Raw genomic sequence first — 20,832 nt, 5'->3', positions numbered from 1 at the left:
CGTTTGGGCGAATTGCTGCGTTACGAATTTGGGTCAAGACGCCCAGTCTTGACCCGAATTCGCGCCTTGCACTTCATCCCAAACGGGACTCGCTCGCACTCACGCCTATTGATGAAATGGGTTCTATAAATCATTCGCCTCCTTCCTGGGCCCAGATCAGTGCGCTCCCCGCGGCGCGCTGGCCAGCATTAAATTTCTCTTAATGCTCGTGCGCTTGTCATTCACTTGAAATAAATGCCCGTTACCCTCGCCGGATCATAAAGGGACAAGCGAAGGCGTCACTCAAGGCGCCACAATCAAGCGAGTGGGGATTGCGTAAGCCGTTATCGTTCGAGCCGCAAGGGCCGCTGACCAGACTGCTCGCGGGCAGGGGCGTGTCGGCGGGAATGGTGCTGCTCGCTGCCGGGGCGCTGTCGCTGCTGTGGTACTTCACCCTCATCCGCATCGAGAACGAAAAGCAGCTGGCCATCGCCGCATCCATCGCCGACAGCCGCAACGTGGCTGCCATCGTCTCGGCCAATCTGGATGAGGTACTGGGCAAGATCCTGCTGTATTCGCGCATCGGGCAGTCCATGCTCAATGGCGAGCAATCCTCGTCGGCCTATTTCAATCCCCTCTTCAATGGCGATTCTGCCTATCTGCGCGTGGCCATGTTCGATGCGCGCGGACGGCTGGTCTATTCCTCGGCACGACAGAAGAGCGAGCCAGAACTGAGTCGTCTCATCAATGCCGGATTCATGAGCACGCTCACCAGCACCGGCGAACACGGTCAGATGATCATCACGCCGCCCCTGAACCGCGATGGCTACAGCTGGCGCGTGCCGCTGCTCATCCCCTTGCAGGACGGCAAGGGCAGGCTACAGGGCTTCTTCGCGGCCATTCTCGATCTCGGTTATTTCCTCAAGACCTACGAAGAAGTCAGCGTGGACGGCTCCAGCCGCATCGAGATCATCAACACCGCCGGGCTGCAGCTGGCCGAGCTGGCCGGAGGCATCCTCTCGGGCGGCTCCGATTACGCCGGCCAAGAATACGCCACCTTCCTGCTGACCGGCAAGGGTGACGGACTCATCCATGCACTACGTCCGGGCGATGTCGCCCAGCATGTCGGCGTGCAGCGGCGGCTGGCGCATTATCCGCTGGCGGTGGTGGTCAGCCGCGACCAGCAGGTGCTGCTGGGCAAGCTGTGGCCGGCGCACCGGCAGTATGTCTTGCAGGCCATCCTGATTTCCATGCTGGTGCTGGTCCTCTCGGGCGGTCTGATCGGCATGGCCCACCGGCGCCGCTTCCTCTACGAGCAACTGCGCTATTCCGAACGGGAGAAGAGCGGCCTGATCCAGCAGCTTGAAGAGGAAAAGAGTCGCGCCTACCAGTTGGCCTCGCATGACTACCTGACCGGCATTCCCAATCGCATGCTGTTCTACGAACTGGCCACCACCGAACTTTCGCGGGCGCGTCGCAGCCGCAATCTGTATGCGCTGTTCTTTCTCGACCTGGACAAGTTCAAGCTCATCAACGATACCCTCGGTCATGCCGTGGGCGATGCGCTGCTGCAGGAAGTGGCGCGTCGGCTGCGCGCAGCCGTGCGCGAATACGACCTGGTGGCGCGCCTGGGCGGGGATGAATTCGTGGTGCTGGTCTCGGAAATCCGCAGCGAGGAAGTCGTCGCCGAGATCGCCGACAAGCTGGTTGAAACCCTGCGCGCTCCCTATCCCGATCTGCTGGGCTGCGATGTGGAAACCACGCCCAGCATCGGCATCGCCCTCTACCCTCGCGATGGCCAGAACATCGCCACCCTGATGACCAACGCCGATTCGGCCATGTACAGCGCCAAGAACGCCGGCAGCGGCCTGTACCGCTTCTACGATGCCTCGCTCAATGCGATTGCGGTGCGCGGGCTGGAGTTGCTGGGGCGCTTTCGCCAGGCGCTCAAGGAAAACGAATTCTGCCTGCACTATCAACCCAAGGTCGAGTTGCAGGACTATCGCGTGGTCGGCATGGAAGCCCTGATCCGCTGGCAGCATCCCGAGCACGGTCTGATCTATCCGGGCGAATTCATCGGCCTGGCCGAGACCCATGACCTGGTGCAGCCGCTGGGCCACTGGATCATCGAAGCCGTATGCCGCCAGCTGGCGCAATGGCGCGCCGATGGCCTGCCCCTGGTGCCGGTGGCCATCAACGTGTCGGCCAAGCAGCTCAATGATGAACGCCTCATTGCGACCGTGCGCGAAGCCTTGCAGCGCCACCAGCTCAGTGCGCAGTGGCTGGAGATCGAGGTCACCGAAAGCTGTTTCATTGCCGACCTGGAGCAGGCGCGCCAGACCCTGGAAAAGCTGCGCGACGAAGGGCTGCGCATCTATCTGGATGACTATGGCACGGGCTATTCCAGTCTCAGTCATATCAAGGCGCTGCCGGTGGTGGCGCTGAAGATCGATCGCTCCTTCGTGCGTGACATCCGCAACGACAACAGCGACGGCATGATCGTCGCTTCCACCGTCTCGCTGGCGCGCAATCTCGGACTGAAGGTGGTGGCCGAGGGCGTGGAGACGCGCGAGCAACTGATGCACCTCAAACTGATGGGCTGCGACGAAGTGCAGGGCTTCTATCTGCAGCGTCCGGTCGCGGCCGCGCAACTGGTGCCGCTCTTGCAGAAAGGCAGGTTCGATATCTCATGAAGACCCACTTCGCCACCCTGGTGCTGGCCGCAGGTGCGGCCTGCATGCTGCTGCCCGCGGCACCGGTCCTGGCCGGCGCTCGCGCGGCCTGCGAACGGCCGCAGCGGCTGCGCTTCTCCTTCGTGCCGCAGGGCCGCGACCTCGACCAGCAGACGGCGCTCAGTCCGCTGGTGGACGAATTGCGCGAACGCCTGAAGATGCCGGTGGACGTGATCATCCCCACTTCCTACGGCGGTGTCATCGAGGGACTCATGGCCGGTGCCGTCGATGTGGCGCGGCTGGGGCCGGCCTCCTACGTGACGGCACACAAGGGCGATCCGCAGATTACGCCCTTTGCCTCGATGGAGCAGGTGGAGCCCAATTTCGCTGCGCAGGGCGGGGTGTCATCGGTGTATTACTCGCTGCTCATCACGCGCCAGCAGGGGCCCTATGACAGCGTGGCCTCGCTCAAGGGCCGGGTACTGGCGCTGGCCGATCCGGACAGTACCTCGGGCGCGCTGATCCCGCGCCATCTGTTTGCGCGCCAGTACAAGCTGCAGTTCGAGCGCTATTTCTCGCGCATCGGCTATTCCGGCAATCATGAGCGATCCGTCATGGCCGTGTTGAACCACAATGCCGATGCGGCCTTTGTGGCCAGCACCAATCTCTCGCGCATGATCAGCGACGGCCAGCTCAGAAAAAGCGATGTACGCGTGCTGTGGCGCTCGGGGGCGATTCCCTTCGATCCCTTCGTCTATCGCGGCCAGCTGTGCGCCGATATCCGCAAGAAGATCCGCGAGGTGTTCCTGGACAAGAACGCGCTGCGCGTGAAGCTGACCCTGGACAGCCTGCGCGCCACGCATTTCGTGCCGGTGCACGACGCGGCCTACCAGATCATCCGCGCGCTGCCCTGAAAGACGGACGGACTTATTCGGCCAACAGTGTTTCGATATCGGAAATCATTTCCTCGGGACGGGTCTGCGGCGCGTAGCGCTTGAAGACGCTGCCATCGCGGCGTACCAGGAACTTGGTGAAATTCCACTTGATGGCCTTGCTGCCCAAGAGACCCGGGGCTTCCTTCTTCAGGTACTGGTACAGCGGATCGGCCTGTTCGCCATTGACATCGATCTTGGCAAACAGGGGAAAGCTCACACCGTAATTCTTTTCGCAGAAGGCGCCGATTTCCTCGGCATTGCCGGGCTCCTGCGCGCCGAACTGGTTGCAGGGGAAGGCCATCACTTCCAGTCCGCGTGGGTGGAACTGACGGTGGATGGCTTCCAGGCCGTTGTATTGCGGGGTGAAGCCGCATTTGCTGGCGGTATTGACGATGAGCAGCACCTTGCCGCGCAGCTGTTCCAGGGAAAAGGGCGTCTGGTCGGCCCGCTTGGGCTGGAAATCGTAGAGAGTGGTCATGGACTGTTCCTCGGGGCTAGCATCGTTGTGGCCGCCATTCTAAACCGCAGCGCCCGCGCCTGCTTGTGAGCGTCCGGGCGGGCTCAGGCCGACAGGCCCTGTTCCCGCGCCGTTGCCGCGCTGATGCGGTCCTGTTGCAGCAGCAGGGCCAGGCTGGCCTGCAGCGTCTGCATGCCCTGCGCGGCACCGGCCTGCATGGCCGAGAGCAGTTGCGCGCTGCGTCCTTCGCGGATCAGATTGCGCACCGCCGCCGTGGCCACCAGCACCTCATGGGCCGCCACCCGCGCAGCGCCGGTGATGTCCGGCAGCAGGATCTGGGCGATCACTGCCTGCAATGCCTCGGCCAGCAGGCCGCGAGCGGTGTCCTTTTCACCTTCGGGGAAGGCATCGATGATACGGTCGACCGCGCGGGCGGCGGAGGCGGCATGCAGCGTGGCCAGGACCAGATGACCGGTTTCGGCCGCACTCAGCGCCAGGCGGATGGTGGGCGTATCACGCAGTTCGCCCACCAGCAGGACATCCGGATCCTCGCGCAAGGCCGCGCGCAGGGCCTGCGCAAAGCTGGGGACATGGGTACCGATTTCGCGCTGGGTCACCAGCGCGCGGCACGGCGCATGCAGGAATTCGATGGGATCTTCGAGCGTGAGGATATGGACCGGGCGCGTCTCATTGATGAGCCGGACCATGGCCGCCAGGGTGCTGCTCTTGCCCGATCCGGTCGGTCCGCTCACCAGCACCAGGCCGTGCGCGCGCCCGGCCAGGTCGGCGCAGCAGGCCGGTGCATCCAGCTCGGCCAGTGCGGGCGGCTGTTGGCCCAGCGGACGAATGGCCGCCGCCGGACCGCGTTGCTGCCGGAAGGCGTGAACGCGAAAGCGGCCCAGTCCGGCCAGCGTCAGCGCGAAATCGCAATCGGCACCGGCGCGATACTGCGCTTGCAGCGACGCCGGCATCACCGCCAGCAGGGCCTGCGTCAGTTGCGGGCCATCCAGCGGCTGCAGATTGATGCGCCGAATCGCCCCATGGACCCGCAGCAGAGGGGCCAGCCCGGCACAAAGATGCAGATCGGAAGCTTGATTCCTGACGGCAAATGCCAGTAGGGTGGCAATGTCCATTTATAATCCCGGCAAGGTTGGACCAACAATATCGTTATCTCCCTGCAGGCTCGCCCCTTCCGGCTCCCGGATTATGTCGTCAATCGCTCAACACTTGCAACACGTGCAACAACAGATCGCCCAGGCGGCCAGCCAGGCCGGGCGCTCACCCTCCTCGGTCCAGCTGCTGGCGGTCTCCAAGACCTTTGGTCCGGAGGCGGTGGCCGAAGCGGTCGCGGCCGGCCAGCGTGCCTTCGGTGAGAATTATCTGCAGGAAGCGCTCGACAAGATCGCCGCGCTGCCGACTCTGGTACCGGATACGCCGCTGGCCTGGCATTTCATCGGTCCCATTCAGAGCAACAAGACCCGGCCCATCGCCGAGCACTTCGATTGGGTGCATTCGGTGGACCGGCTCAAGATCGCGCAGCGCCTGTCCGAGCAGCGACCGGCGGAACTGGCACCGCTGGATATTTGTCTGCAGGTCAACATCAGTGCCGAACAGAGCAAGAGCGGCCTGAGTCCGCAGGAGTTGCCCGAGGTCGCGGCCCAGGTGGCGCAACTGCCTCGCTTGCGTCTGCGCGGGCTGATGGCGATACCGGCCCCCAGCGACGATATGAAGCAACAGCGCGCCGCCTTTGCTGCGGTTCGGGGGCTCTATGAACAATTGCGCACCAGCGGACTGGCGCTCGATACTCTGTCCATGGGCATGTCGGCCGATCTGGCCGCGGCAGTGGCCGAAGGGGCCACCATCGTGCGTATCGGCAGCGCCATTTTCGGGGCGCGGCATTACGGGTGAAACAGCCCGTATGAAGTTTTCAACCCATCATCATCAGCCTCACACAAGACACAAGGAGCAGAAGTGAAGATTGCGTTTATCGGCGGCGGCAACATGGCAGCGGCCTTGATCGGCGGACTGGCCGGCAAGGTCGCCGCAGCAGAAGACATCCACGTGGTCGACCTCAATGCCGATGCGCTGCAGGCGCTCAAGGACAAGTTTGGCGTGAGCACCGCGCAGTCCATCGATGGCAGCATCGCCCATGCGGATGTGGTGGTGCTGGCGGTCAAGCCGCAGCAGATGCGCGAGGTGGTGGCCAGTCTCAAGCCCTTCATCGCTGCCCAGCTGATCGTCTCGATTGCCGCGGGCATCCGCATGGTGGACCTGTCGCGCTGGCTGGATGGTCATCAGGCCATCGTGCGCGCCATGCCCAACACTCCGGCCCTGATCGGCCGTGGCATTTCCGGCGTGGTGCCGCATGCGCAGGTCTCGACCCTGCAGCGCGCGCAGGCCGATTCCATCCTCAAGGCCGTGGGCGAAACCCTGTGGCTCGACAGCGAAGAAAAGCTCGATGCGGTGACAGCCGTGTCGGGCAGTGGTCCGGCCTACGTGTTCTATTTCCTCGAAGCGATGGAGCAGGCCGCCGCCCAGTTGGGCCTGTCCGCGCAAGACGGCCTGCAACTGGCCAAGGCCACCTTTGCCGGCGCTACCGAACTGGCGCGCCGTTCCGATGAATCGGTGGCCACGCTGCGCGAGCGCGTCACTTCCAAGGGCGGTACCACCTATGCTGCATTGACCAGCCTGGAGCAAGCGGGCGTGAAGGCGGCCATCGTCGATGCCCTGCAAGCCGCCGCCCACCGCAGCAAGGAGCTGGGCGACGAATTCGGCAAGGCCTGATGGGACAGGCTTACCGCTTCCTCGGTGCGCTGGCGGCCTTGCCGCTGGTCTCGACCCTGCTGCTCTCCGGCTGCGCTTCCACGGCCGACAGCGATGGCTATTACACGGTCAGGCGAGGTGACACGCTCTACAGCATCGGTCGCGACTTCGACCAGAGCCCGGCCAACCTGCGGGCCTGGAACCGCCTGCGCAATCCCGATGATCTGGATGTCGGCCAGCGCCTGCTGGTGCGTCCGCCGGTCGGCGTGGTCGCCCGCACCGGTGCCGGGCAGACGCCGCGGCCGACGGCATCCTCGCCTGGCGCCGCCAGCGCCTCGCGCAAGAGTACCGGCAGGCCGGCGGCCAAACCATCGTCAAAGTCGCATGAGGAGGACGATGCACCGGCCCCGGCCGATGCCCGACTGGACTGGATGTGGCCCACCCAGGGCAAGTCCGCGCCCAGTGCCGACAGCTACAAGAAGGGCATCGACATCGTCGGCAGCCAGGGGCAGCCGGTGGTGGCGGCGGCGGCCGGCAAGGTCACCTATGCCGGTCACGGCATTCGCGGCTACGGCAACATGGTGATCATCAAGCACACACCGCAGCTGCTGTCGGTGTATGCGCACAATGCGACGATCACGGTCAAGGAAGGCCAGATGGTCACGCGTGGCCAGCAGATCGCCACCATGGGCAACAGCGACACCAACAAGGTCAAGCTGTATTTTGAAATCCGCCGCAACGGCAAGCCGGTCAACGTGATGGCGCTGCTGCCGGCGCGCTGAGACCGGCGCCGGCGCTTGGCGCCGCAACGCAGGACAGAATCAGGAATCCACATGGCCAAACTGGAAGACATCGTGCGCCGGCAGAAGGCCGGCGCCACCTTCGTCATCAGCGCACAGATGCTGCAGATGACCCCGCGCGACTTCGATGCCGTAGCCCAGGTCTGGGACGACGAGGGCGGCCCTGGCTTCAATGTGGCCGGGGTGCCGTTTCGCGTGGTGGTGGACGGGGAATTCTTCATCAGCCGGGTGACGGTGGTGCGGACCACGGCTGAGGTGTGAGCGAAAAGGGCCTCAGCGCTGGCGTTGCAGGCGATAAACCACCGTTTCCAGCGCCTGCAGGCCGCGCTCCAGGAACCTGGGTTCCTTCTCCAGGATGTCGCGCCGGTCAATTGCCTCGACCGCGCTGTGCGGGGCGTACAGGGTGGCGACTTCTTCCTGGCTCACCGAGAATGGCGGGCCGTCCATCTTCTGCTGGTCGTATTCCAGCGTGATCAACAGGCTGCGTGCCTGCGCCGGCAGGCGTCCATAGATCTGCGCGACGTAACGCGCGCGCATCTCCGGCGGCAGGGCGATCAGGGCCGCCCGGTCGTAGGCGCCGGCACAGGCGGCCAGCGTGGCGTCTTCCAGCGCGAAGATGTCGCCGCAGATCAGTTCGATCTGGCCCGCCACGTAGTGCCGGCCTTGCCTGCTTTCATGCACCACCGGCGTCAACTGGTGCTCGCTGAAGAATTGCGTGATGGCCAGTTCCGACAGTTCCACGCCCAGCACACGGTGACCCTGTTCGGCCAGCCACAGCATGTCCAGCGATTTGCCGCACAGGGGAACCAGCACCGTGCTGCCCGCGCTCAGGGACAGCTGCGGCCAGTACTTCTGCAGCAATGGCGTCACTCGCGCCTGGTGAAAATGTGTCCGCCCGTCGCGCCAGCGTTCCAGCCAGAATTCCGCTTCCATCTCGTCTCCTTTGTTGTTGGGCCAGACAGTGTCACCGCCTGGCGTGCGTGAGGACATCAGTGCATCAGTGCATCAGGTAATCCAGCGCGACACCGGCGAAGATGGCCGCGCCCAACCAGTTGTTGTTGTTGAAGGCTGCGAAGCAGCGCATGCGGTCGCGCTCGCGGATGAGCGTGTAGTGATACACCGCAAAGCCGCAGGCCACCAGCATCCCTGCCGAGAACCACAGCCCCAGTCCGTATTGCAGGCCGACCACCCAGATCAGTGCCAGCGCCACCCCGTAGCACAGCATGACCGCGGCGACATCGTAGCGGCCAAAGGTGATGGCCGAGGTCTTGATGCCGATCTTGAGGTCGTCATCGCGGTCCACCATCGCATACTCGGTGTCATAGGCCACCGCCCAGAAGATGTTGGCCACCAGCAGGACCCAGGCTGCCAGCGGTACCGTGCCGCTCACGCTGGCAAAGCCCATGGGAATGCCAAAGCCGAAGGCAATGCCCAGATAGGCCTGGGGGATGGCGAAGAAACGCTTGAAATACGGATAGCTGCCCGCGATGATGACCGCCGCCACCGACAGCTGCAGCGTCAAGGAATTGAGCGGCAGGATCAGCAGGAACGAGAGCAGCGCCAGCACACCGGCCACCATCAGGGCTTCCCACGACTTGATCTTGCCGGAGGTCAGGGGACGTTGTTCGGTGCGCTTCACATGGCGGTCGAAGTCGCGGTCGGCGTAGTCGTTGATGGCACAGCCGGCCGAACGCATCAGCACCGTGCCCAGCACGTAGATCACCAGGATGCGCCAGTCGGGCACACCGCCCGCCGCCAGCCACAGGGCAATCAGGGTGGGCCACAACAAGAGCAGGATGCCGATGGGTTTGTGGGCGCGCACCAGCAGCGCGTAAAGCCTGAGCCTGTCCATGGAATGTCCGCAAAATCGAAAGACCGCATTATAATTCGCGACGACGTTTTCGCACCGTCGTGCTTTTTCTGGTGTGCCAACGGCAGGCCGCATCGGTCCCGGGACCGATGCGGCGCGGCGTTGCGAGGCAGTCGTAGCGGCAGCATCCGTAGCATCTGTAGCATCCGTAGCAGAAATAATAAAAACCAATTCCCATTTCCTGAGACGTTTTCGGTTTTCGTGCTGCATGGCCACACGCATTTCCTTTGCCCAAAGCCAGCAGTACGGCTAATGTAACGCGGCTGTCATGGAGCGTTGTTAGCATCAAACCCCCTTTTTTCGAGAGGTCCCCTCTGATGAACATGATGAAAACACTGATCGCGACCGGTGTCCTGGCGACGATCACATCCTCCGCCTTCGCCGCAACCGAGATCTCCTGGTGGCATTCCATGACCGGCGCCCTGGGCGAACGCGTCAATGCCCTGGCTGACGACTTCAACAAGACCCAGAGCGATTACAAGATCGTGCCGGTCTACAAGGGGACCTACGACGAATCGATGGCCGCCGCCATTGCCGCCTATCGTGCCGGCAACGCGCCCGACATCCTGCAGGTGTTCGAAGTGGGCACCGCCACCATGATCTACGCCAAGGGCGCAGTCAAACCGGTCTATGAAGTGATGCACCAGGCCGGCGAGAAGTTCGACCAGAACGCCTACGTGCCCGCCGTGGCCGGTTACTACTCGACCCCGAAGGGCATGATGTCCTTCCCCTTCAACAGCTCCACCACCATCATGTTCTACAACAAGGACATGTTCGCCAAGGCAGGCCTGAATCCGGAAAAGCCGCCCGCCACCTGGCAGGAATTCATCGGCATGGCCGCCAAGATCAAGGCCAGCGGCGCATCGTGCGTCTACACCACGACCTGGCAATCCTGGGTGCATCTGGAATCGTTTTCAACCTGGCACAACGTTGAGCTGGCGACCAAGAACAACGGCTTCGGCGGCCTGGATGCGCGCCTGAAGATGAACAGCCCGCTGCACGTGCGCCACATCGAGAACCTGTCGAACTGGGCCAAGCAGGGCTACTTCACCTACGCCGGCCGCAAGGACGAGGCCAACGCCAAGTTCAACGCGGGCGAATGCGCCATCATCACCGGCTCTTCCTCGGCCTACGCGGATATCCGCAAGAACGCCAAGTTCAAGTTTGGCGTGGCGCCGCTGCCGTACTACAGCGACGTGCCGGGCGCCCCGCAGAACACCGTCATCGGCGGCGCTTCGCTGTGGGTGATGAACGGCAAGAAGGCCGATGAATACAAGGGCGTGGCCAAGTTCTTCAGCTACCTCTCCAAGCCGGAAGTGGCCGCCAAGTGGCACCAGGATACCGGTTACCTGCCGGTCACCAAGGCGGCCTACGAGTTGACCAAGAGCTCCGGTTTCTATGAGCGCAATCCGGGCACCGACGTGGCCGTCAAGCAGATGATCGTCAAGACCACCGAGAAGTCGCGTGGCCTGCGCCTGGGCAATTATCCGCAGATCCGCACCGTCTTCGACGAGGAACTGGAAAACGTCTGGACCGGCAAGAAGACCGCCAAGGAAGCGCTGGACTCCGCCGTCAAGCGCGGCGACGAACTGCTGGTCCGTTTCGAGAAGGCCAACAAGGGCAACCAGTAATTTCCTTGCGCAGTAGCTCCCGTCCGGCCTGAACGCGACGACGGGACAGGAACCGGCGCTGTCCTCCACGATCCTGGAGGGCAACGCCGGCTTCCGTTTTGGGATGTCAGCAAGCTGACATCCGATTCCGATTCAATCAACCTCTGCGGCCAGGCGATCCCTGGCTGGAACGATCGTGGAAAAACGCGCGCGCTTCACCTCGAAGTGGTTGCCCTATCTGCTGGTGGCACCGCAGATCATCATCACTTTGCTGTTCTTCTTCTGGCCTGCGGTGCAGGCGCTGTATCAGTCCATGCTGCTGCAGGATGCCTTCGGCGGCTATTCCGAATTCGTCTGGCTCGACAATTTCAAGACCCTCTTCGCCGACCCGACCTACCTCGAATCCTTCCGTACCACGGCCATCTTCTCGGCGCTGGTGGCCTTCTTCGGCCTGGCGCTATCCTTGCTGCTGGCGGTCTTCGCCGACCGTGTGCGCCGTGGCGCCTCGGTCTACAAGACCTTCCTCATCTGGCCCTATGCGGTCTCGCCGGTGGTGGTCGGGGTGCTGTGGATGTTCCTGCTCAGTCCCTCCCTGGGCATCCTCTCGCACGTGCTGACCTGGCTGGGTCTGCCCTGGGACTACATGATCAATGGCACGCATGCCATGATCCTCATCGTCATCGCGGCCATCTGGAAGCAGATCAGCTACAACTTCCTGTTCTTCCTGGCCGGCCTGCAGTCGATTCCCAAGTCGCTCATCGAAGCCGCCGCCATCGATGGCGCGGGGCCGGTCAAGCGCTTCTTCACCATCGTCTTCCCGCTGATCTCGCCGACCACGTTCTTCCTCTTCGTGGTCAACGTGGTCTATGCCTTCTTCGATACCTTCGTCATCGTCGATGCCACCACCCACGGCGGTCCCGGCAAGGATACCGAGATCCTGGTCTACAAGGTCTTCACCGACGGCTTCAGAGGCGGCGACCTGGGCGGCTCGGCGGCGCAATCGGTGGTGCTCATGGCGCTGGTGATCCTGCTGACCGTGGTGCAGTTCAAGTACGTTGAAAAGAAGGTGCAATACGCATGAAGCCCGCTCCCATGAACGCTCTTTTCTTCCTCCAGATCGAAGAGGTGACCGCATGATCGAACGTCGCCCCATCCTTGATTTCCTCAGCCATGTGGTGCTGGTGCTGGGTGTACTCATCGTGTTCTTCCCGCTGTATGTCGCCTTCGTGGCCAGCACCCAGACCGCCGAGCAATCGGCGCTGTCGCCGCTGTCGCTGGTGCCGGGCGGGGAATTTCTGAACAACTACGGCGCGGTGCTCTTCAAGGGCGCATCCGGCCAGGTGAGCGCACCACCGGTGCTGCACATGCTGTGGGTGAGCCTGGCCACCGCGCTCATCATCGCCATCGGCAAGATCTCCATTTCCATGCTCTCGGCCTTTGCCATCGTGTACTTCCGCTTTCCGGGGCGAGGGCTGTTCTTCTGGATGATCTTCGTCACGCTGATGCTGCCGGTGGAGGTGCGCATCACGCCGACCTACCAGGTCGTTTCCGACCTGGGCATGCTCAACAGCTATGCGGGTCTGAGCATTCCGCTGATCGCCTCGGCCACGGCCACCTTCCTGTTCCGCCAGTTCTTCCTGACGGTGCCTGACGAACTGGCCGAAGCCGCGCGCATTGATGGTGCCGGGCCGCTGCGCTTCCTCAAGGATGTGCTGTGGCCGCTGTCGCGTACCAATGTCATTGCGCTGTTCGTGATCATGTTCATCTACGGCTGGAACCAGTACCTGTGGCCGCTCATCATCGCCACCGACACCAGCATGTATCCCATCGGCATCGGCATCAAGACCTTGATTTCCGGTGGCGATTCGGCCGTCGAGTGGAACCTGGTAATGGCCACCATGATCCTGGCCATGCTTCCGCCCGGGCTGGTGGTGGTGCTGATGCAGAAATGGTTCGTCAAGGGCCTGGTCGATTCCGAGAAATAATTTATATCATTTAACTACTGACAACCATGGCAGCAATCCATCTCAAGCAAGTTCGCAAGACCTATGGCACGGGCGCCAAGGCGGTCGACGTCATCCATGGCATCGATGCCGAGATCGCCGATGGCGAATTCATCGTCATGGTCGGTCCCTCGGGCTGCGGCAAGTCCACGCTCCTGCGCATGGTCGCGGGGCTGGAAGAGATCAGCAGCGGACAGATCGTCATCGGTGATCGCGTGGTCAATGACCTGGAACCCAAGGAGCGTGACATCGCCATGGTGTTCCAGAACTATGCCTTGTATCCGCACATGACGGTGTACCAGAACATGGCCTACGGGCTGAAGATCCAGGGGCTGTCCAAGGCCGAGATCGACGAGCGCGTGCAGCGCGCCGCCGCCATCCTCGAACTCGGCGCGCTGCTGGAGCGTACCCCGCGCCAACTCTCCGGCGGCCAGCGCCAGCGCGTGGCCATGGGGCGCGCCATTGTGCGCAAGCCTGCGGTCTTCCTTTTCGACGAACCGCTCTCCAATCTGGACGCCAAGCTGCGCGTGCAGATGCGTCTGGAAATCCAGAAGCTGCATGCCAGCCTGCGCACCACCAGTCTCTATGTCACCCACGATCAGGTCGAGGCCATGACCCTGGGCCAGCGCATGATCGTGATGAACCGTGGCGTGGCCGAGCAGATCGGTACGCCCGCTGAAGTCTATGCACGTCCGGCCACCACTTTCGTGGCCAGCTTCATCGGTTCGCCGCCGATGAATTTGCTGGAGGGCAGGCTGTCGGCTGACGGTGCCAGCTTCGAGGCCAGCAAGGGCGAGGCTGCCGCCACCGTGCGACTGCCGCAGGCGCTGCCCGGTGCGGCCGGCCAGGAGCGCATCCTGGGCGTGCGGCCGGAACACCTGCTGCCCATCCTCGACGGCTCGGCCGCGCAGCTGTCACTGGAGGTGGAGCTGGTCGAAGCGCTGGGTGCGGAATTGCTGGTGCATGCGCGCTGTGGCGGACAGGCGCTGGTGCTGCGCTGCCCGGCCAATGTGCCGGTCAGTACCGGTCAGCGGATCGGGGCTTCGTTCGGAGCGGGGGATGTGCATTGGTTTGATGTGAAGAGCACGCATCGCATTACCTGAGTTCCAACACGTCGTACTGGCAGAAATGACACGGGCCTCGCAATTGCGAGGCCCCTTTTCCTTGCAAGCTGACGCAGGGATCAAGCCGCGCTGGCCGACTCTTCGGTGAGCATCTCCACCCCATTGAGCTTGCAAGCCAGCACCGCCTGATGCACCGCATCGATGGCCGCCTGCCGGGTAAAACTCTTGCGCCAGGCGATGACCACGCGGCGCGAAGGGGCCGGCGCGACGAAGGGAACATAACGCACCATGCCGTCGCGCGCGTCGGCATCGGCAATGGAGGCGCGCGGCAACACGGTCACCCCGATGCCCGAGGACACCATGTGACGGATGGTCTCCAGCGATGAGCCTTCGAACGTGCGGGCGATGCCATCGCCATTGGTGGAGAAGCGCGACATCTCCGGGCAGACTTCCAGCACCTGATCGCGGAAGCAGTGGCCGTTGCCCAGCAGCAGCATGGTCTCGCTCTTGAGTTCGCGCGCATCGATTTCCTTGCGCTCGGCCCACTTGTGCTGGCGCGGTAGCGCCACCATGAATTGCTCGTCGTACAGCGGCGTCACGTTGAGCCCATGCTCGGGGAAGGGCAGGGCCATGATGGCCGCATCGAGCTCTCCCTGGCGCAGCAGCTCGATCAGGCGCGTGGTGAAATTCTCCTGCAGGATCAGCGGCATCTGCGGCACGCGCTCTATCATGGTCTTGACCAGCGACGGCAGCAGGTAGGGGCCGATCGTGTAGATGATGCCCAGGCGCAAGGGGCCCGATAGCGGATCCTTGTTCTGGTTGGCGATTTCCTTGATGGCGGCGGTCTGCTCCAGCACGCGCTCGGCCTGGGCCACGATCTGCGCGCCCAGCGGAGTGACCGAGACCTCGGTGCCGCCGCGTTCGAAGATGACAACGCCCAGCTCATCTTCCAGTTTCTTGATGGCCACCGACAGCGTGGGCTGGGCGACGAAACAAGCTTCTGCTGCATGGCCGAAATGCTTTTCCCGCGCGACGGCCACGATGTATTTGAGTTCTGTAAGTGTCATGCTCTTATGCCGGAATCGTTTTCGGGACTATAGCGTATTTTCGTGCGGCAGGTTCTGCAGGGCATCATGGCATTTGGCCGCCAGTTGATGCAGGATGCACCTTCAGGGGCAGGGCCGGCGGTATTGCTGTTGCGATGTTATCCGCCTGTCATGTCTTGGTCACAAAGGGCAGGTATGTTGTCACGCACTTTCAGGCGAAGGGAAGTGCCGCGTTCGCCACTTTATCTTGCACACGAGGACATGATGGATAAGGAAGAACTGGTCAAGCGCGTCCACCGCGAACTGGCCGACAGCTATGACGAAGAAATGGAGCTGGAACTGGAAGACCGCACCGTCGATCCGGTGACCGGTGAATTTTCCAGCGCCCATGGCAGCGAGGAAAAGGAATACCGTCGCCTGTATTTCCGCGAACTGTTCCGCCTGCAGGGCGAGCTGGTCAAGCTGCAGGACTGGGTGGTACAGACCGGGCACAAGGTGGTGATCGTCTTCGAGGGACGCGACGCCGCCGGCAAGGGGGGCGTGATCAAGCGCATCACCCAGCGCCTGAACCCGCGCGTGGCCCGCGTGGCTGCGCTGCCGGCACCCAATGACCGCGAACGCACGCAATGGTACTTCCAGCGTTATGTATCGCATCTGCCGGCGGCCGGCGAGATCGTGCTGTTCGACCGCAGCTGGTACAACCGCGCGGGTGTGGAAAGGGTGATGGGTTTCTGTACCGACGAACAGTACGAGGAATTCTTCCGCTCCGTGCCCGAGTTCGAACGCATGTTGACCCGTGCCGGCATCCAGGTCATCAAGTACTGGTTCTCCATCACCGATGAAGAACAGCATCTGCGTTTCCTCTCGCGCATTCATGATCCGCTCAAGCAGTGGAAGCTGAGCCCCATGGACCTGGAGTCGCGTCGTCGCTGGGAGGAATACACCAAGGCCAAGGAAGTGATGCTGGAGCGCACCCACATTCCGGAAGCGCCGTGGTGGATCGTGCAGGCGGTGGACAAGAAGAAGGCGCGCCTGAACTGCATCAGCCACCTGCTGCAGCAGATGCCCTATGCGGAAGTACCGCATCCGCCCGTGCAGTTGCCCGAGCGCGAACGCCATGAGGATTACGAGCGCCACCCGGTGCCCGATTCCATGATCGTGCCGGAAATCTACTGATCTGTTGACCGGCAGAGCAGGGCGCCGCAACGAAAATGGCCGGAGACGCAGCTCCGGCCATTTGCATTTGGGCAGTTCAGACGGACCATGCCGTCGTCCCGTCTCAGTCGAAGTACTTGGAAATCACTTCGCCGAAAGCCTGCTCGGCCGACATGCCATTGAGCATGAGCTTGCTGATCTCATCGGAATGCTGGTTGATCTCATCGGGCAGCATGTGGCGGTTGGCCTTGAAGTAGGCGTACTTCTCGCCATCGACCGCTTCGCGCGCGCGGGCCGCGGCAGTGGTCGGACGGGCTGTGCCGCCGGCGCTGCGGGCCGAGGCGGCACGCGCCGAGCGCGGGGTGCTGCGAGTGCCGCTGCCGCCGGTGGCGACGATGCGCTTGATCTGGTCAAGGGTGAAGATGGGCGTCACATTGCCGGGACCGAATTCGGTTTCTTCGGCACGGTGCAGGTGGTGATTGCCATCGAAGGCCATCTTCTTGTCGAAGCTGTTGATGACTTCATAGTGCGGCTTTTGCACCGAACCGAACATGCTGAAATGGACGCGGTCGCCGTAGGAGCTCATCTGGGTGATCACGCCGTTGAGGAATTCGGGTTTGATCGCCTCGACATTGCCATGCCAGCGTTTGGTTTTGCTTGAACTCAAAATAACTCTTCCAATGATGCAGGCGCGGCCTGGTGTCGATGCTCTTGCCATCGATGCGGCAGGTGCCGCCAAGGTCGCGCGAATTAAAAACGGGGGGATAGAAGCAATATTATCCTCCTCTGAGCGTCTTCCTGCATGCCCGTGGCCGACTTTTTCTTCATCTGGCGGTTTCTGCTGTCTGCCGATGCGGCATTTTGGGCAGGATTTACGAGGTTTTTCGCAGGAATTGCTTGAAAAGCATCCCTGCAGCCTTCATATCTCAGCTTTCCGGCAAGCAAGGCCGGCCTTCGCAATCCCGGGCGATGTCTCCTCTTTCAAAGGTTTTCCATGCGCCGTAGCCTCGTCTCGCTGTTCACCGTCCTCGGCCTGCTGGCCGCCCTGCACGCCTGGATCGGCTGGCAACTGCTGCCGGCACTGACTCCCCGGGCGGGCTGGATCACGCTGGGCGCTGTCGTGCTGTTGCTGTCCTTCCTGCTGATGCCGGTGGCGCTGGCCGTGCCTTACCTCAAGCGACGCGGTTTGTCGGAAACCGCAGCCGATCGTCTGGCCTGGGCCGGCATGCTGGCCATGGGCGCGTTTTCCTCGGCCTTGCTCCTGACCCTGTTGCGCGCGCTGGGGCTGGCGGCGCTGCCCTGGTTGCACCTGTCGCCCATCCAGCAACACGAAATGATCGAGCTGAGCGCCTGGCTGGTGCTGGCCCTTACCGCAGCGGCCACCGTCATCGGCTATCTCAATGCCCGCCGCACCGCCGCCGTGGTCGAGGTCAGCGTGCCGATTGCCAACCTGCCGTCGGCGCTGGAGGGCTTCACCATCGTCCAGATCAGCGATATTCACGTCGGCCCCACCATCAAGGCAGCATACCTGCAAGCCATCGTCGACCGGGTCAATACCCTGCAGCCGGACGTGGTGGCCATCACCGGCGACCTGGTCGATGGCAGCGTGCACCAGCTGGCGCCGCACACCGCACCGCTGGCACAACTGCGCGCGCGGCATGGTGCCTACTTCGTCACGGGTAATCACGAGTACTACTCCAACGCCCACGAATGGATAGACGAGGTGCGCCGTCTGGGCGTGACGGTGCTCATGAATGAACACGTGGTCCTGCGCCATGACGGCGCGGGCCTGGTGCTGGCCGGTGTGACCGATTACACCGCTCATCATTTCGATGAAGCCCATCGCAGCGATCCGCATGCCGCCATTGCCAACGCGCCCGCCGACCACCCGCGCGTGCTGTTGGCGCACCAGCCCCGCAGCGCCACCGTCGCCGTCGAGGCCGGCTTCGACCTGCAACTTTCGGGGCATACGCATGGCGGCCAGTTCTTCCCGTGGAATTTCTTCGTGCCGCTGCAGCAACCTTATGTGGCCGGTCTCAAGCGCCTGCAGGGACTGTGGATCTATGTCAGCCGGGGCACCGGCTACTGGGGGCCGCCCAAGCGACTGCTGGCACCTTCCGAGATCACGCGCGTACGCCTGACCGCAGGCTGAACCGACGCCGCCTATTGCGCATCGTCCAGACGCGCCAGGCGTCGCATGGCCTGCGGCGGTTGTCCGAACAGCCGCAGGCAGGCGCGCCGCATGCGCTCGGCATCGCCAAAGCCGGTGGCGCGGGCGATGCTCTCCAGGCTGTCCTGCGATTGCTCGATGCGTAGCCGCGCCGCTTCCGCACGCATCTGTTCGATGGCACGTGCCGGGGTCTGGCCGGTCTCGGCCGCGAAGCTGCGATCGAACTGACGGCGGCTGAGACAGGCCACTTCGGCCAGCGTGTCGATGCTCACTTCCTGATGCAGGTGCGCGCGCGCAAAACTGAGGGCGCGGCGTATGCGTTCCGAGCCACCATCCATCTCCTGCAGGGCCGAGAACTGCGACTGTCCGCCCGGACGCCGGTGATACACCACCAGCTCGCGCGCCACCGCCTTGGCCAGTTCGGCACCGTGATCTTCCTCGATCAGCGCCAGGGCCAGATCGATCCCGGCGGAAATCCCCGCTGAGGTCCACACCTTGCCATCACAGGAATAGATGCGCTCGCTGTCCACCTTCACCTGCGGATACATCTGCTGCAGCTTGGCCGCCATGCGCCAGTGCGTGGTGGCGCGCCTGCCATCGAGCAGGCCCGCTGCCGCCAGCACGAAAGCGCCCGTGCACACGCCGGCGATGCGGCGCGAGCGACCGGCTGCGCGCACGATGTAGCGACGCAGCCCTTCGGACACCAGTCCTTCGCGCGGTGCCCCGCCTCCTGCTACCACCACGGTATCGAAGCTGGCGCGACCGATGCGTTCGGTCTGGATCAGCGCCCCCGCCGAACTGCGGATCATGCCGCCCGGCTCGGAATGCAGCGTGATCCGATAGAGCGCGCGCCCGCTGACCCGGTTGGCGGCATCGAAGGCCGACAGCGGACCGGTGAAATCGAGCATGCTGCAATCGGCAAAAATGAGGAAGGCAATGTCGCGCGCGGGCATGGTGCAGAAAACGTCAAATGGCTGGTAATGCCGGAATTATGACATTTAAGCCATACCCCTGCACGGCACACTGCAAGGCCTGATCCCCACCGGAGCCCGCCTTGTCCATCCTCTCCACCCCTCCCGCAACAGTCACCGGCGTTCTTTCCGTACATCGCTGGAAAGTGCTGGCCGCGGGCGTTGCCGCCAACGCCAGTTTTTCGGCGGTGTTTTCCGGCATCCCGGTCACCTCGCTGGTGCTGCGCAATGACTATCAACTCGGCAATGCGCAACTGGGACTGGCGCTGGGCCTGTTGAGCCTGGGCGTGGCGCTGGGCGAACTGCCCTGGGGGGTACTGACCGACCGCCTGGGTGATCGCAAGGTCCTGCTGGCGGGCCTGCTGGGCACCAGTGCCGCGCTCCTGCTGCTCATGGCGATGGCCCGTCCGACGCAGGGCGCATCGGCGATCCTGTGGCTGTATGGCGGTCTCATGCTGGCGGGTCTGCTGGGTGGCAGTGTCAACGGCGCCAGCGGACGTGCCATCATGGCCTGGTTCGGCGAAGGCGAACGCGGCCTGGCCATGAGTATCCGCCAGACCGCCGTACCGCTGGGGGGCGGTATCGGTGCCTTGCTGTTGCCCTCGCTGGCCGACCGCGCGGGCTTTGGCGCGGTATTCGGATTGCTGATGGCACTGTGCCTGGCCAGTGGCGGGCTGGTGCTGTGCTGGCTGCGCGAACCGGACATGGTGGCCCGTTCGCAGGCAGCCCCGGAGCCTGCCGCATCGGCCTTGCGCAGTGCGCTGGTATGGCGGCTGGCGCTGGGCACCGGTTTGCTGTGCGCGCCGCAGGTGGCGCTGATCAGCTTCGGCGGCATCTTCCTGCATGAAGTGGGGCAGGCCAGCCTGCTGCTCATGAGCGTGTTGCTCACGCTGGTGCAACTGGGGGCGGCGGTGGCGCGCATCGCCAGTGGCCGCTGGACCGACCGGCGCGGCCAGCGCCGCCCTTATCTGCGGGCTTGTGCATTGGGCAGTGCGGTGCTGTTCCTGCTGCTCGGCCTGTCCTCGCTCAGCGGCATGTCCGCTGCGCTACCCTGGCTGGGCGGCGTGCTGGTAGCGGCCGGCGTGGTGGTCTCCGCCTGGCATGGAGTGGCCTACACCGAACTGGCCGTAGCTGCCGGTCCGGCCCAGGTCGGCACGGCGCTGGGGCTGGGCAACAGCTGTGTCTTCGGTGTGTTCTTCCTGACCGCGCAGGCGGTTCCGGTGCTGCTGCACTGGCACGGATGGGCCGCCGTGTGGATCGGCGCGGCCATCGTGGCGATGCTGGTCCTGCCGCTGTTTCCGTCCGCGCACAAGCAGCCTGCATCAAGCTGATCCGCG

The 20,832-nt window shown here is 63.4% G+C and carries 22 protein-coding genes; 14 read left to right on the top strand and 8 right to left on the bottom strand.

Annotated features, from left to right (window positions below; genetic code table 11):
- From HNO82_RS22125 to HNO82_RS17945, 3 genes are all read left to right on the top strand, one after another.
- On the top strand, nucleotides 1-203 hold a 203-nt coding region (locus HNO82_RS22125; protein WP_217509958.1), incomplete at its 5' end, for a hypothetical protein.
- A 183-nt stretch (nucleotides 204-386) separates the two neighbouring features.
- Complete coding sequence (locus HNO82_RS17950; protein WP_175344638.1) at nucleotides 387-2,672, top strand: bifunctional diguanylate cyclase/phosphodiesterase; 2,286 nt, start codon at nucleotides 387-389, stop codon at nucleotides 2,670-2,672.
- Nucleotides 2,673-2,716: 44 nt separating this feature from the next.
- Entirely contained in the window at nucleotides 2,717-3,565 is an 849-nt protein-coding gene (locus HNO82_RS17945) for a phosphate/phosphite/phosphonate ABC transporter substrate-binding protein (protein ID WP_488927796.1), read from the top strand.
- Nucleotides 3,566-3,578: 13 nt separating this feature from the next.
- Here HNO82_RS17945 and HNO82_RS17940 read toward each other — a convergent pair whose 3' ends face one another.
- Nucleotides 3,579-4,064 (bottom strand): glutathione peroxidase, encoded by a 486-nt coding sequence (locus HNO82_RS17940; protein ID WP_175344636.1) that lies wholly within the window; start codon nucleotides 4,062-4,064, stop codon nucleotides 3,579-3,581.
- Between the two features lie 83 nt (nucleotides 4,065-4,147).
- Nucleotides 4,148-5,176, bottom strand: coding sequence for a type IV pilus twitching motility protein PilT (locus HNO82_RS17935; RefSeq protein ID WP_175344635.1), 1,029 nt, complete (start codon nucleotides 5,174-5,176; stop codon nucleotides 4,148-4,150).
- Between the two features lie 73 nt (nucleotides 5,177-5,249).
- On the opposite strand from HNO82_RS17935, the gene HNO82_RS17930 reads away from it, so the two are divergent.
- The 4 genes from HNO82_RS17930 to HNO82_RS17915 all read left to right on the top strand — a co-directional run bounded on the left by HNO82_RS17930 (nucleotide 5,250) and on the right by HNO82_RS17915 (nucleotide 7,867).
- Nucleotides 5,250-5,951, top strand: a complete 702-nt coding sequence (locus HNO82_RS17930) for a YggS family pyridoxal phosphate-dependent enzyme (protein ID WP_008331819.1) — start codon at nucleotides 5,250-5,252, stop codon at nucleotides 5,949-5,951.
- 63 nt (nucleotides 5,952-6,014) lie between these two features.
- Nucleotides 6,015-6,827 carry a pyrroline-5-carboxylate reductase gene (gene proC, locus HNO82_RS17925; RefSeq protein ID WP_008331817.1) on the top strand — a complete coding sequence of 271 codons (813 nt, stop codon included), beginning with the start codon at nucleotides 6,015-6,017 and terminating at the stop codon, nucleotides 6,825-6,827.
- Nucleotides 6,827-7,588, top strand: a complete 762-nt coding sequence (locus HNO82_RS17920; protein ID WP_008331815.1) for a peptidoglycan DD-metalloendopeptidase family protein — start codon at nucleotides 6,827-6,829, stop codon at nucleotides 7,586-7,588. The genes proC and HNO82_RS17920 overlap by 1 nt, the downstream gene beginning before the upstream one ends.
- A 51-nt stretch (nucleotides 7,589-7,639) precedes the next feature.
- On the top strand, nucleotides 7,640-7,867 hold the full coding sequence (locus HNO82_RS17915) for a hypothetical protein (RefSeq protein ID WP_175344634.1): 228 nt from the start codon (nucleotides 7,640-7,642) through the stop codon (nucleotides 7,865-7,867).
- Nucleotides 7,868-7,879: 12 nt separating this feature from the next.
- Here the strand turns inward: HNO82_RS17915 and HNO82_RS17910 are convergent, their stop codons facing one another.
- From HNO82_RS17910 to HNO82_RS22120, 3 genes are all read right to left on the bottom strand, one after another.
- Nucleotides 7,880-8,539, bottom strand: coding sequence for a thiopurine S-methyltransferase (locus HNO82_RS17910; RefSeq protein WP_175344633.1), 660 nt, complete (start codon nucleotides 8,537-8,539; stop codon nucleotides 7,880-7,882).
- A gap of 64 nt (nucleotides 8,540-8,603) precedes the next feature.
- The gene (gene ubiA, locus HNO82_RS17905; protein WP_175344632.1) at nucleotides 8,604-9,458 is read right to left on the bottom strand and encodes a 4-hydroxybenzoate octaprenyltransferase; all 855 of its coding nucleotides are present in this window, start codon (nucleotides 9,456-9,458) and stop codon (nucleotides 8,604-8,606) included.
- Nucleotides 9,459-9,486: 28 nt separating this feature from the next.
- The gene (locus HNO82_RS22120) at nucleotides 9,487-9,888 is read right to left on the bottom strand and encodes a hypothetical protein (protein ID WP_217509964.1); all 402 of its coding nucleotides are present in this window, start codon (nucleotides 9,886-9,888) and stop codon (nucleotides 9,487-9,489) included.
- Between HNO82_RS22120 and ugpB the strand changes: the two genes are divergently transcribed.
- The 4 genes from ugpB to HNO82_RS17885 all read left to right on the top strand — a co-directional run bounded on the left by ugpB (nucleotide 9,794) and on the right by HNO82_RS17885 (nucleotide 14,192).
- Nucleotides 9,794-11,107, top strand: coding sequence for a sn-glycerol-3-phosphate ABC transporter substrate-binding protein UgpB (ugpB, locus tag HNO82_RS17900; protein WP_175344631.1), 1,314 nt, complete (start codon nucleotides 9,794-9,796; stop codon nucleotides 11,105-11,107). The two genes, HNO82_RS22120 and ugpB, sit on opposite strands and share 95 nt — an antisense overlap.
- Nucleotides 11,108-11,282: 175 nt before the next feature.
- Nucleotides 11,283-12,167 (top strand): sn-glycerol-3-phosphate ABC transporter permease UgpA, encoded by an 885-nt coding sequence (ugpA, locus tag HNO82_RS17895; protein WP_008331810.1) that lies wholly within the window; start codon nucleotides 11,283-11,285, stop codon nucleotides 12,165-12,167.
- A gap of 52 nt (nucleotides 12,168-12,219) precedes the next feature.
- Nucleotides 12,220-13,071 carry a sn-glycerol-3-phosphate ABC transporter permease UgpE gene (gene ugpE, locus HNO82_RS17890; protein WP_008331809.1) on the top strand — a complete coding sequence of 284 codons (852 nt, stop codon included), beginning with the start codon at nucleotides 12,220-12,222 and terminating at the stop codon, nucleotides 13,069-13,071.
- A gap of 26 nt (nucleotides 13,072-13,097) precedes the next feature.
- A complete protein-coding gene (locus tag HNO82_RS17885; RefSeq protein ID WP_008331808.1) occupies nucleotides 13,098-14,192 on the top strand; it encodes a sn-glycerol-3-phosphate import ATP-binding protein UgpC in 1,095 nt (364 codons plus the stop codon).
- A gap of 80 nt (nucleotides 14,193-14,272) precedes the next feature.
- On the opposite strand, the gene HNO82_RS17880 is transcribed toward HNO82_RS17885, so the two are convergent.
- Complete coding sequence (locus HNO82_RS17880) at nucleotides 14,273-15,220, bottom strand: LysR substrate-binding domain-containing protein (protein ID WP_008331807.1); 948 nt, start codon at nucleotides 15,218-15,220, stop codon at nucleotides 14,273-14,275.
- Nucleotides 15,221-15,463: 243 nt separating this feature from the next.
- Here HNO82_RS17880 and ppk2 point away from each other — a divergent pair, with 243 nt between their 5' ends.
- Nucleotides 15,464-16,375, top strand: coding sequence for a polyphosphate kinase 2 (gene ppk2 / locus HNO82_RS17875; protein ID WP_034341306.1), 912 nt, complete (start codon nucleotides 15,464-15,466; stop codon nucleotides 16,373-16,375).
- Between the two features lie 103 nt (nucleotides 16,376-16,478).
- Here ppk2 and HNO82_RS17870 read toward each other — a convergent pair whose 3' ends face one another.
- Nucleotides 16,479-17,021 (bottom strand): hypothetical protein, encoded by a 543-nt coding sequence (locus HNO82_RS17870; protein ID WP_241820955.1) that lies wholly within the window; start codon nucleotides 17,019-17,021, stop codon nucleotides 16,479-16,481.
- A gap of 327 nt (nucleotides 17,022-17,348) precedes the next feature.
- Here HNO82_RS17870 and HNO82_RS17865 point away from each other — a divergent pair, with 327 nt between their 5' ends.
- A complete protein-coding gene (locus HNO82_RS17865) occupies nucleotides 17,349-18,506 on the top strand; it encodes a metallophosphoesterase (protein ID WP_175344629.1) in 1,158 nt (385 codons plus the stop codon).
- 11 nt (nucleotides 18,507-18,517) lie between these two features.
- On the opposite strand, the gene HNO82_RS17860 is transcribed toward HNO82_RS17865, so the two are convergent.
- Nucleotides 18,518-19,477 carry a GlxA family transcriptional regulator gene (locus HNO82_RS17860; protein ID WP_008331796.1) on the bottom strand — a complete coding sequence of 320 codons (960 nt, stop codon included), beginning with the start codon at nucleotides 19,475-19,477 and terminating at the stop codon, nucleotides 18,518-18,520.
- Nucleotides 19,478-19,578: 101 nt separating this feature from the next.
- Here HNO82_RS17860 and HNO82_RS17855 point away from each other — a divergent pair, with 101 nt between their 5' ends.
- Nucleotides 19,579-20,826, top strand: coding sequence for an MFS transporter (locus HNO82_RS17855; protein ID WP_175344628.1), 1,248 nt, complete (start codon nucleotides 19,579-19,581; stop codon nucleotides 20,824-20,826).
- Nucleotides 20,827-20,832 lie beyond the last annotated feature (6 nt).

The organism is Herbaspirillum sp. C9C3 (assembly GCF_013359625.1).
Lineage (GTDB): Bacteria > Pseudomonadota > Gammaproteobacteria > Burkholderiales > Burkholderiaceae_D > Herbaspirillum.
The sequence above is the reverse complement of the archived record's forward strand: the minus strand, read 5'-3'. Positions and strand labels throughout refer to the sequence as shown.

What these genes read in the sequence shown, in the direction of transcription:
- HNO82_RS17950 (WP_175344638.1), top strand. Translation starts at nt 387, where the DNA reads ATGGTGCTGCTCGCTGCCGGGGCGCTGTCGCTGCTGTGGTACTTCACC.
- HNO82_RS17945 (WP_488927796.1), top strand. Translation starts at nt 2,717, where the DNA reads ATGCTGCTGCCCGCGGCACCGGTCCTGGCCGGCGCTCGCGCGGCCTGC.
- HNO82_RS17940 (WP_175344636.1), bottom strand. Translation starts at nt 4,064, where the DNA reads ATGACCACTCTCTACGATTTCCAGCCCAAGCGGGCCGACCAGACGCCC.
- HNO82_RS17935 (WP_175344635.1), bottom strand. Translation starts at nt 5,176, where the DNA reads ATGGACATTGCCACCCTACTGGCATTTGCCGTCAGGAATCAAGCTTCC.
- HNO82_RS17930 (WP_008331819.1), top strand. Translation starts at nt 5,250, where the DNA reads ATGTCGTCAATCGCTCAACACTTGCAACACGTGCAACAACAGATCGCC.
- HNO82_RS17920 (WP_008331815.1), top strand. Translation starts at nt 6,827, where the DNA reads ATGGGACAGGCTTACCGCTTCCTCGGTGCGCTGGCGGCCTTGCCGCTG.
- HNO82_RS17915 (WP_175344634.1), top strand. Translation starts at nt 7,640, where the DNA reads ATGGCCAAACTGGAAGACATCGTGCGCCGGCAGAAGGCCGGCGCCACC.
- HNO82_RS17910 (WP_175344633.1), bottom strand. Translation starts at nt 8,539, where the DNA reads ATGGAAGCGGAATTCTGGCTGGAACGCTGGCGCGACGGGCGGACACAT.
- ubiA (WP_175344632.1), bottom strand. Translation starts at nt 9,458, where the DNA reads ATGGACAGGCTCAGGCTTTACGCGCTGCTGGTGCGCGCCCACAAACCC.
- ugpB (WP_175344631.1), top strand. Translation starts at nt 9,794, where the DNA reads ATGAACATGATGAAAACACTGATCGCGACCGGTGTCCTGGCGACGATC.
- HNO82_RS22120 (WP_217509964.1), bottom strand. Translation starts at nt 9,888, where the DNA reads ATGGAATGCCACCAGGAGATCTCGGTTGCGGCGAAGGCGGAGGATGTG.
- ugpE (WP_008331809.1), top strand. Translation starts at nt 12,220, where the DNA reads ATGATCGAACGTCGCCCCATCCTTGATTTCCTCAGCCATGTGGTGCTG.
- HNO82_RS17885 (WP_008331808.1), top strand. Translation starts at nt 13,098, where the DNA reads ATGGCAGCAATCCATCTCAAGCAAGTTCGCAAGACCTATGGCACGGGC.
- HNO82_RS17880 (WP_008331807.1), bottom strand. Translation starts at nt 15,220, where the DNA reads ATGACACTTACAGAACTCAAATACATCGTGGCCGTCGCGCGGGAAAAG.
- ppk2 (WP_034341306.1), top strand. Translation starts at nt 15,464, where the DNA reads ATGGATAAGGAAGAACTGGTCAAGCGCGTCCACCGCGAACTGGCCGAC.
- HNO82_RS17865 (WP_175344629.1), top strand. Translation starts at nt 17,349, where the DNA reads ATGCGCCGTAGCCTCGTCTCGCTGTTCACCGTCCTCGGCCTGCTGGCC.
- HNO82_RS17860 (WP_008331796.1), bottom strand. Translation starts at nt 19,477, where the DNA reads ATGCCCGCGCGCGACATTGCCTTCCTCATTTTTGCCGATTGCAGCATG.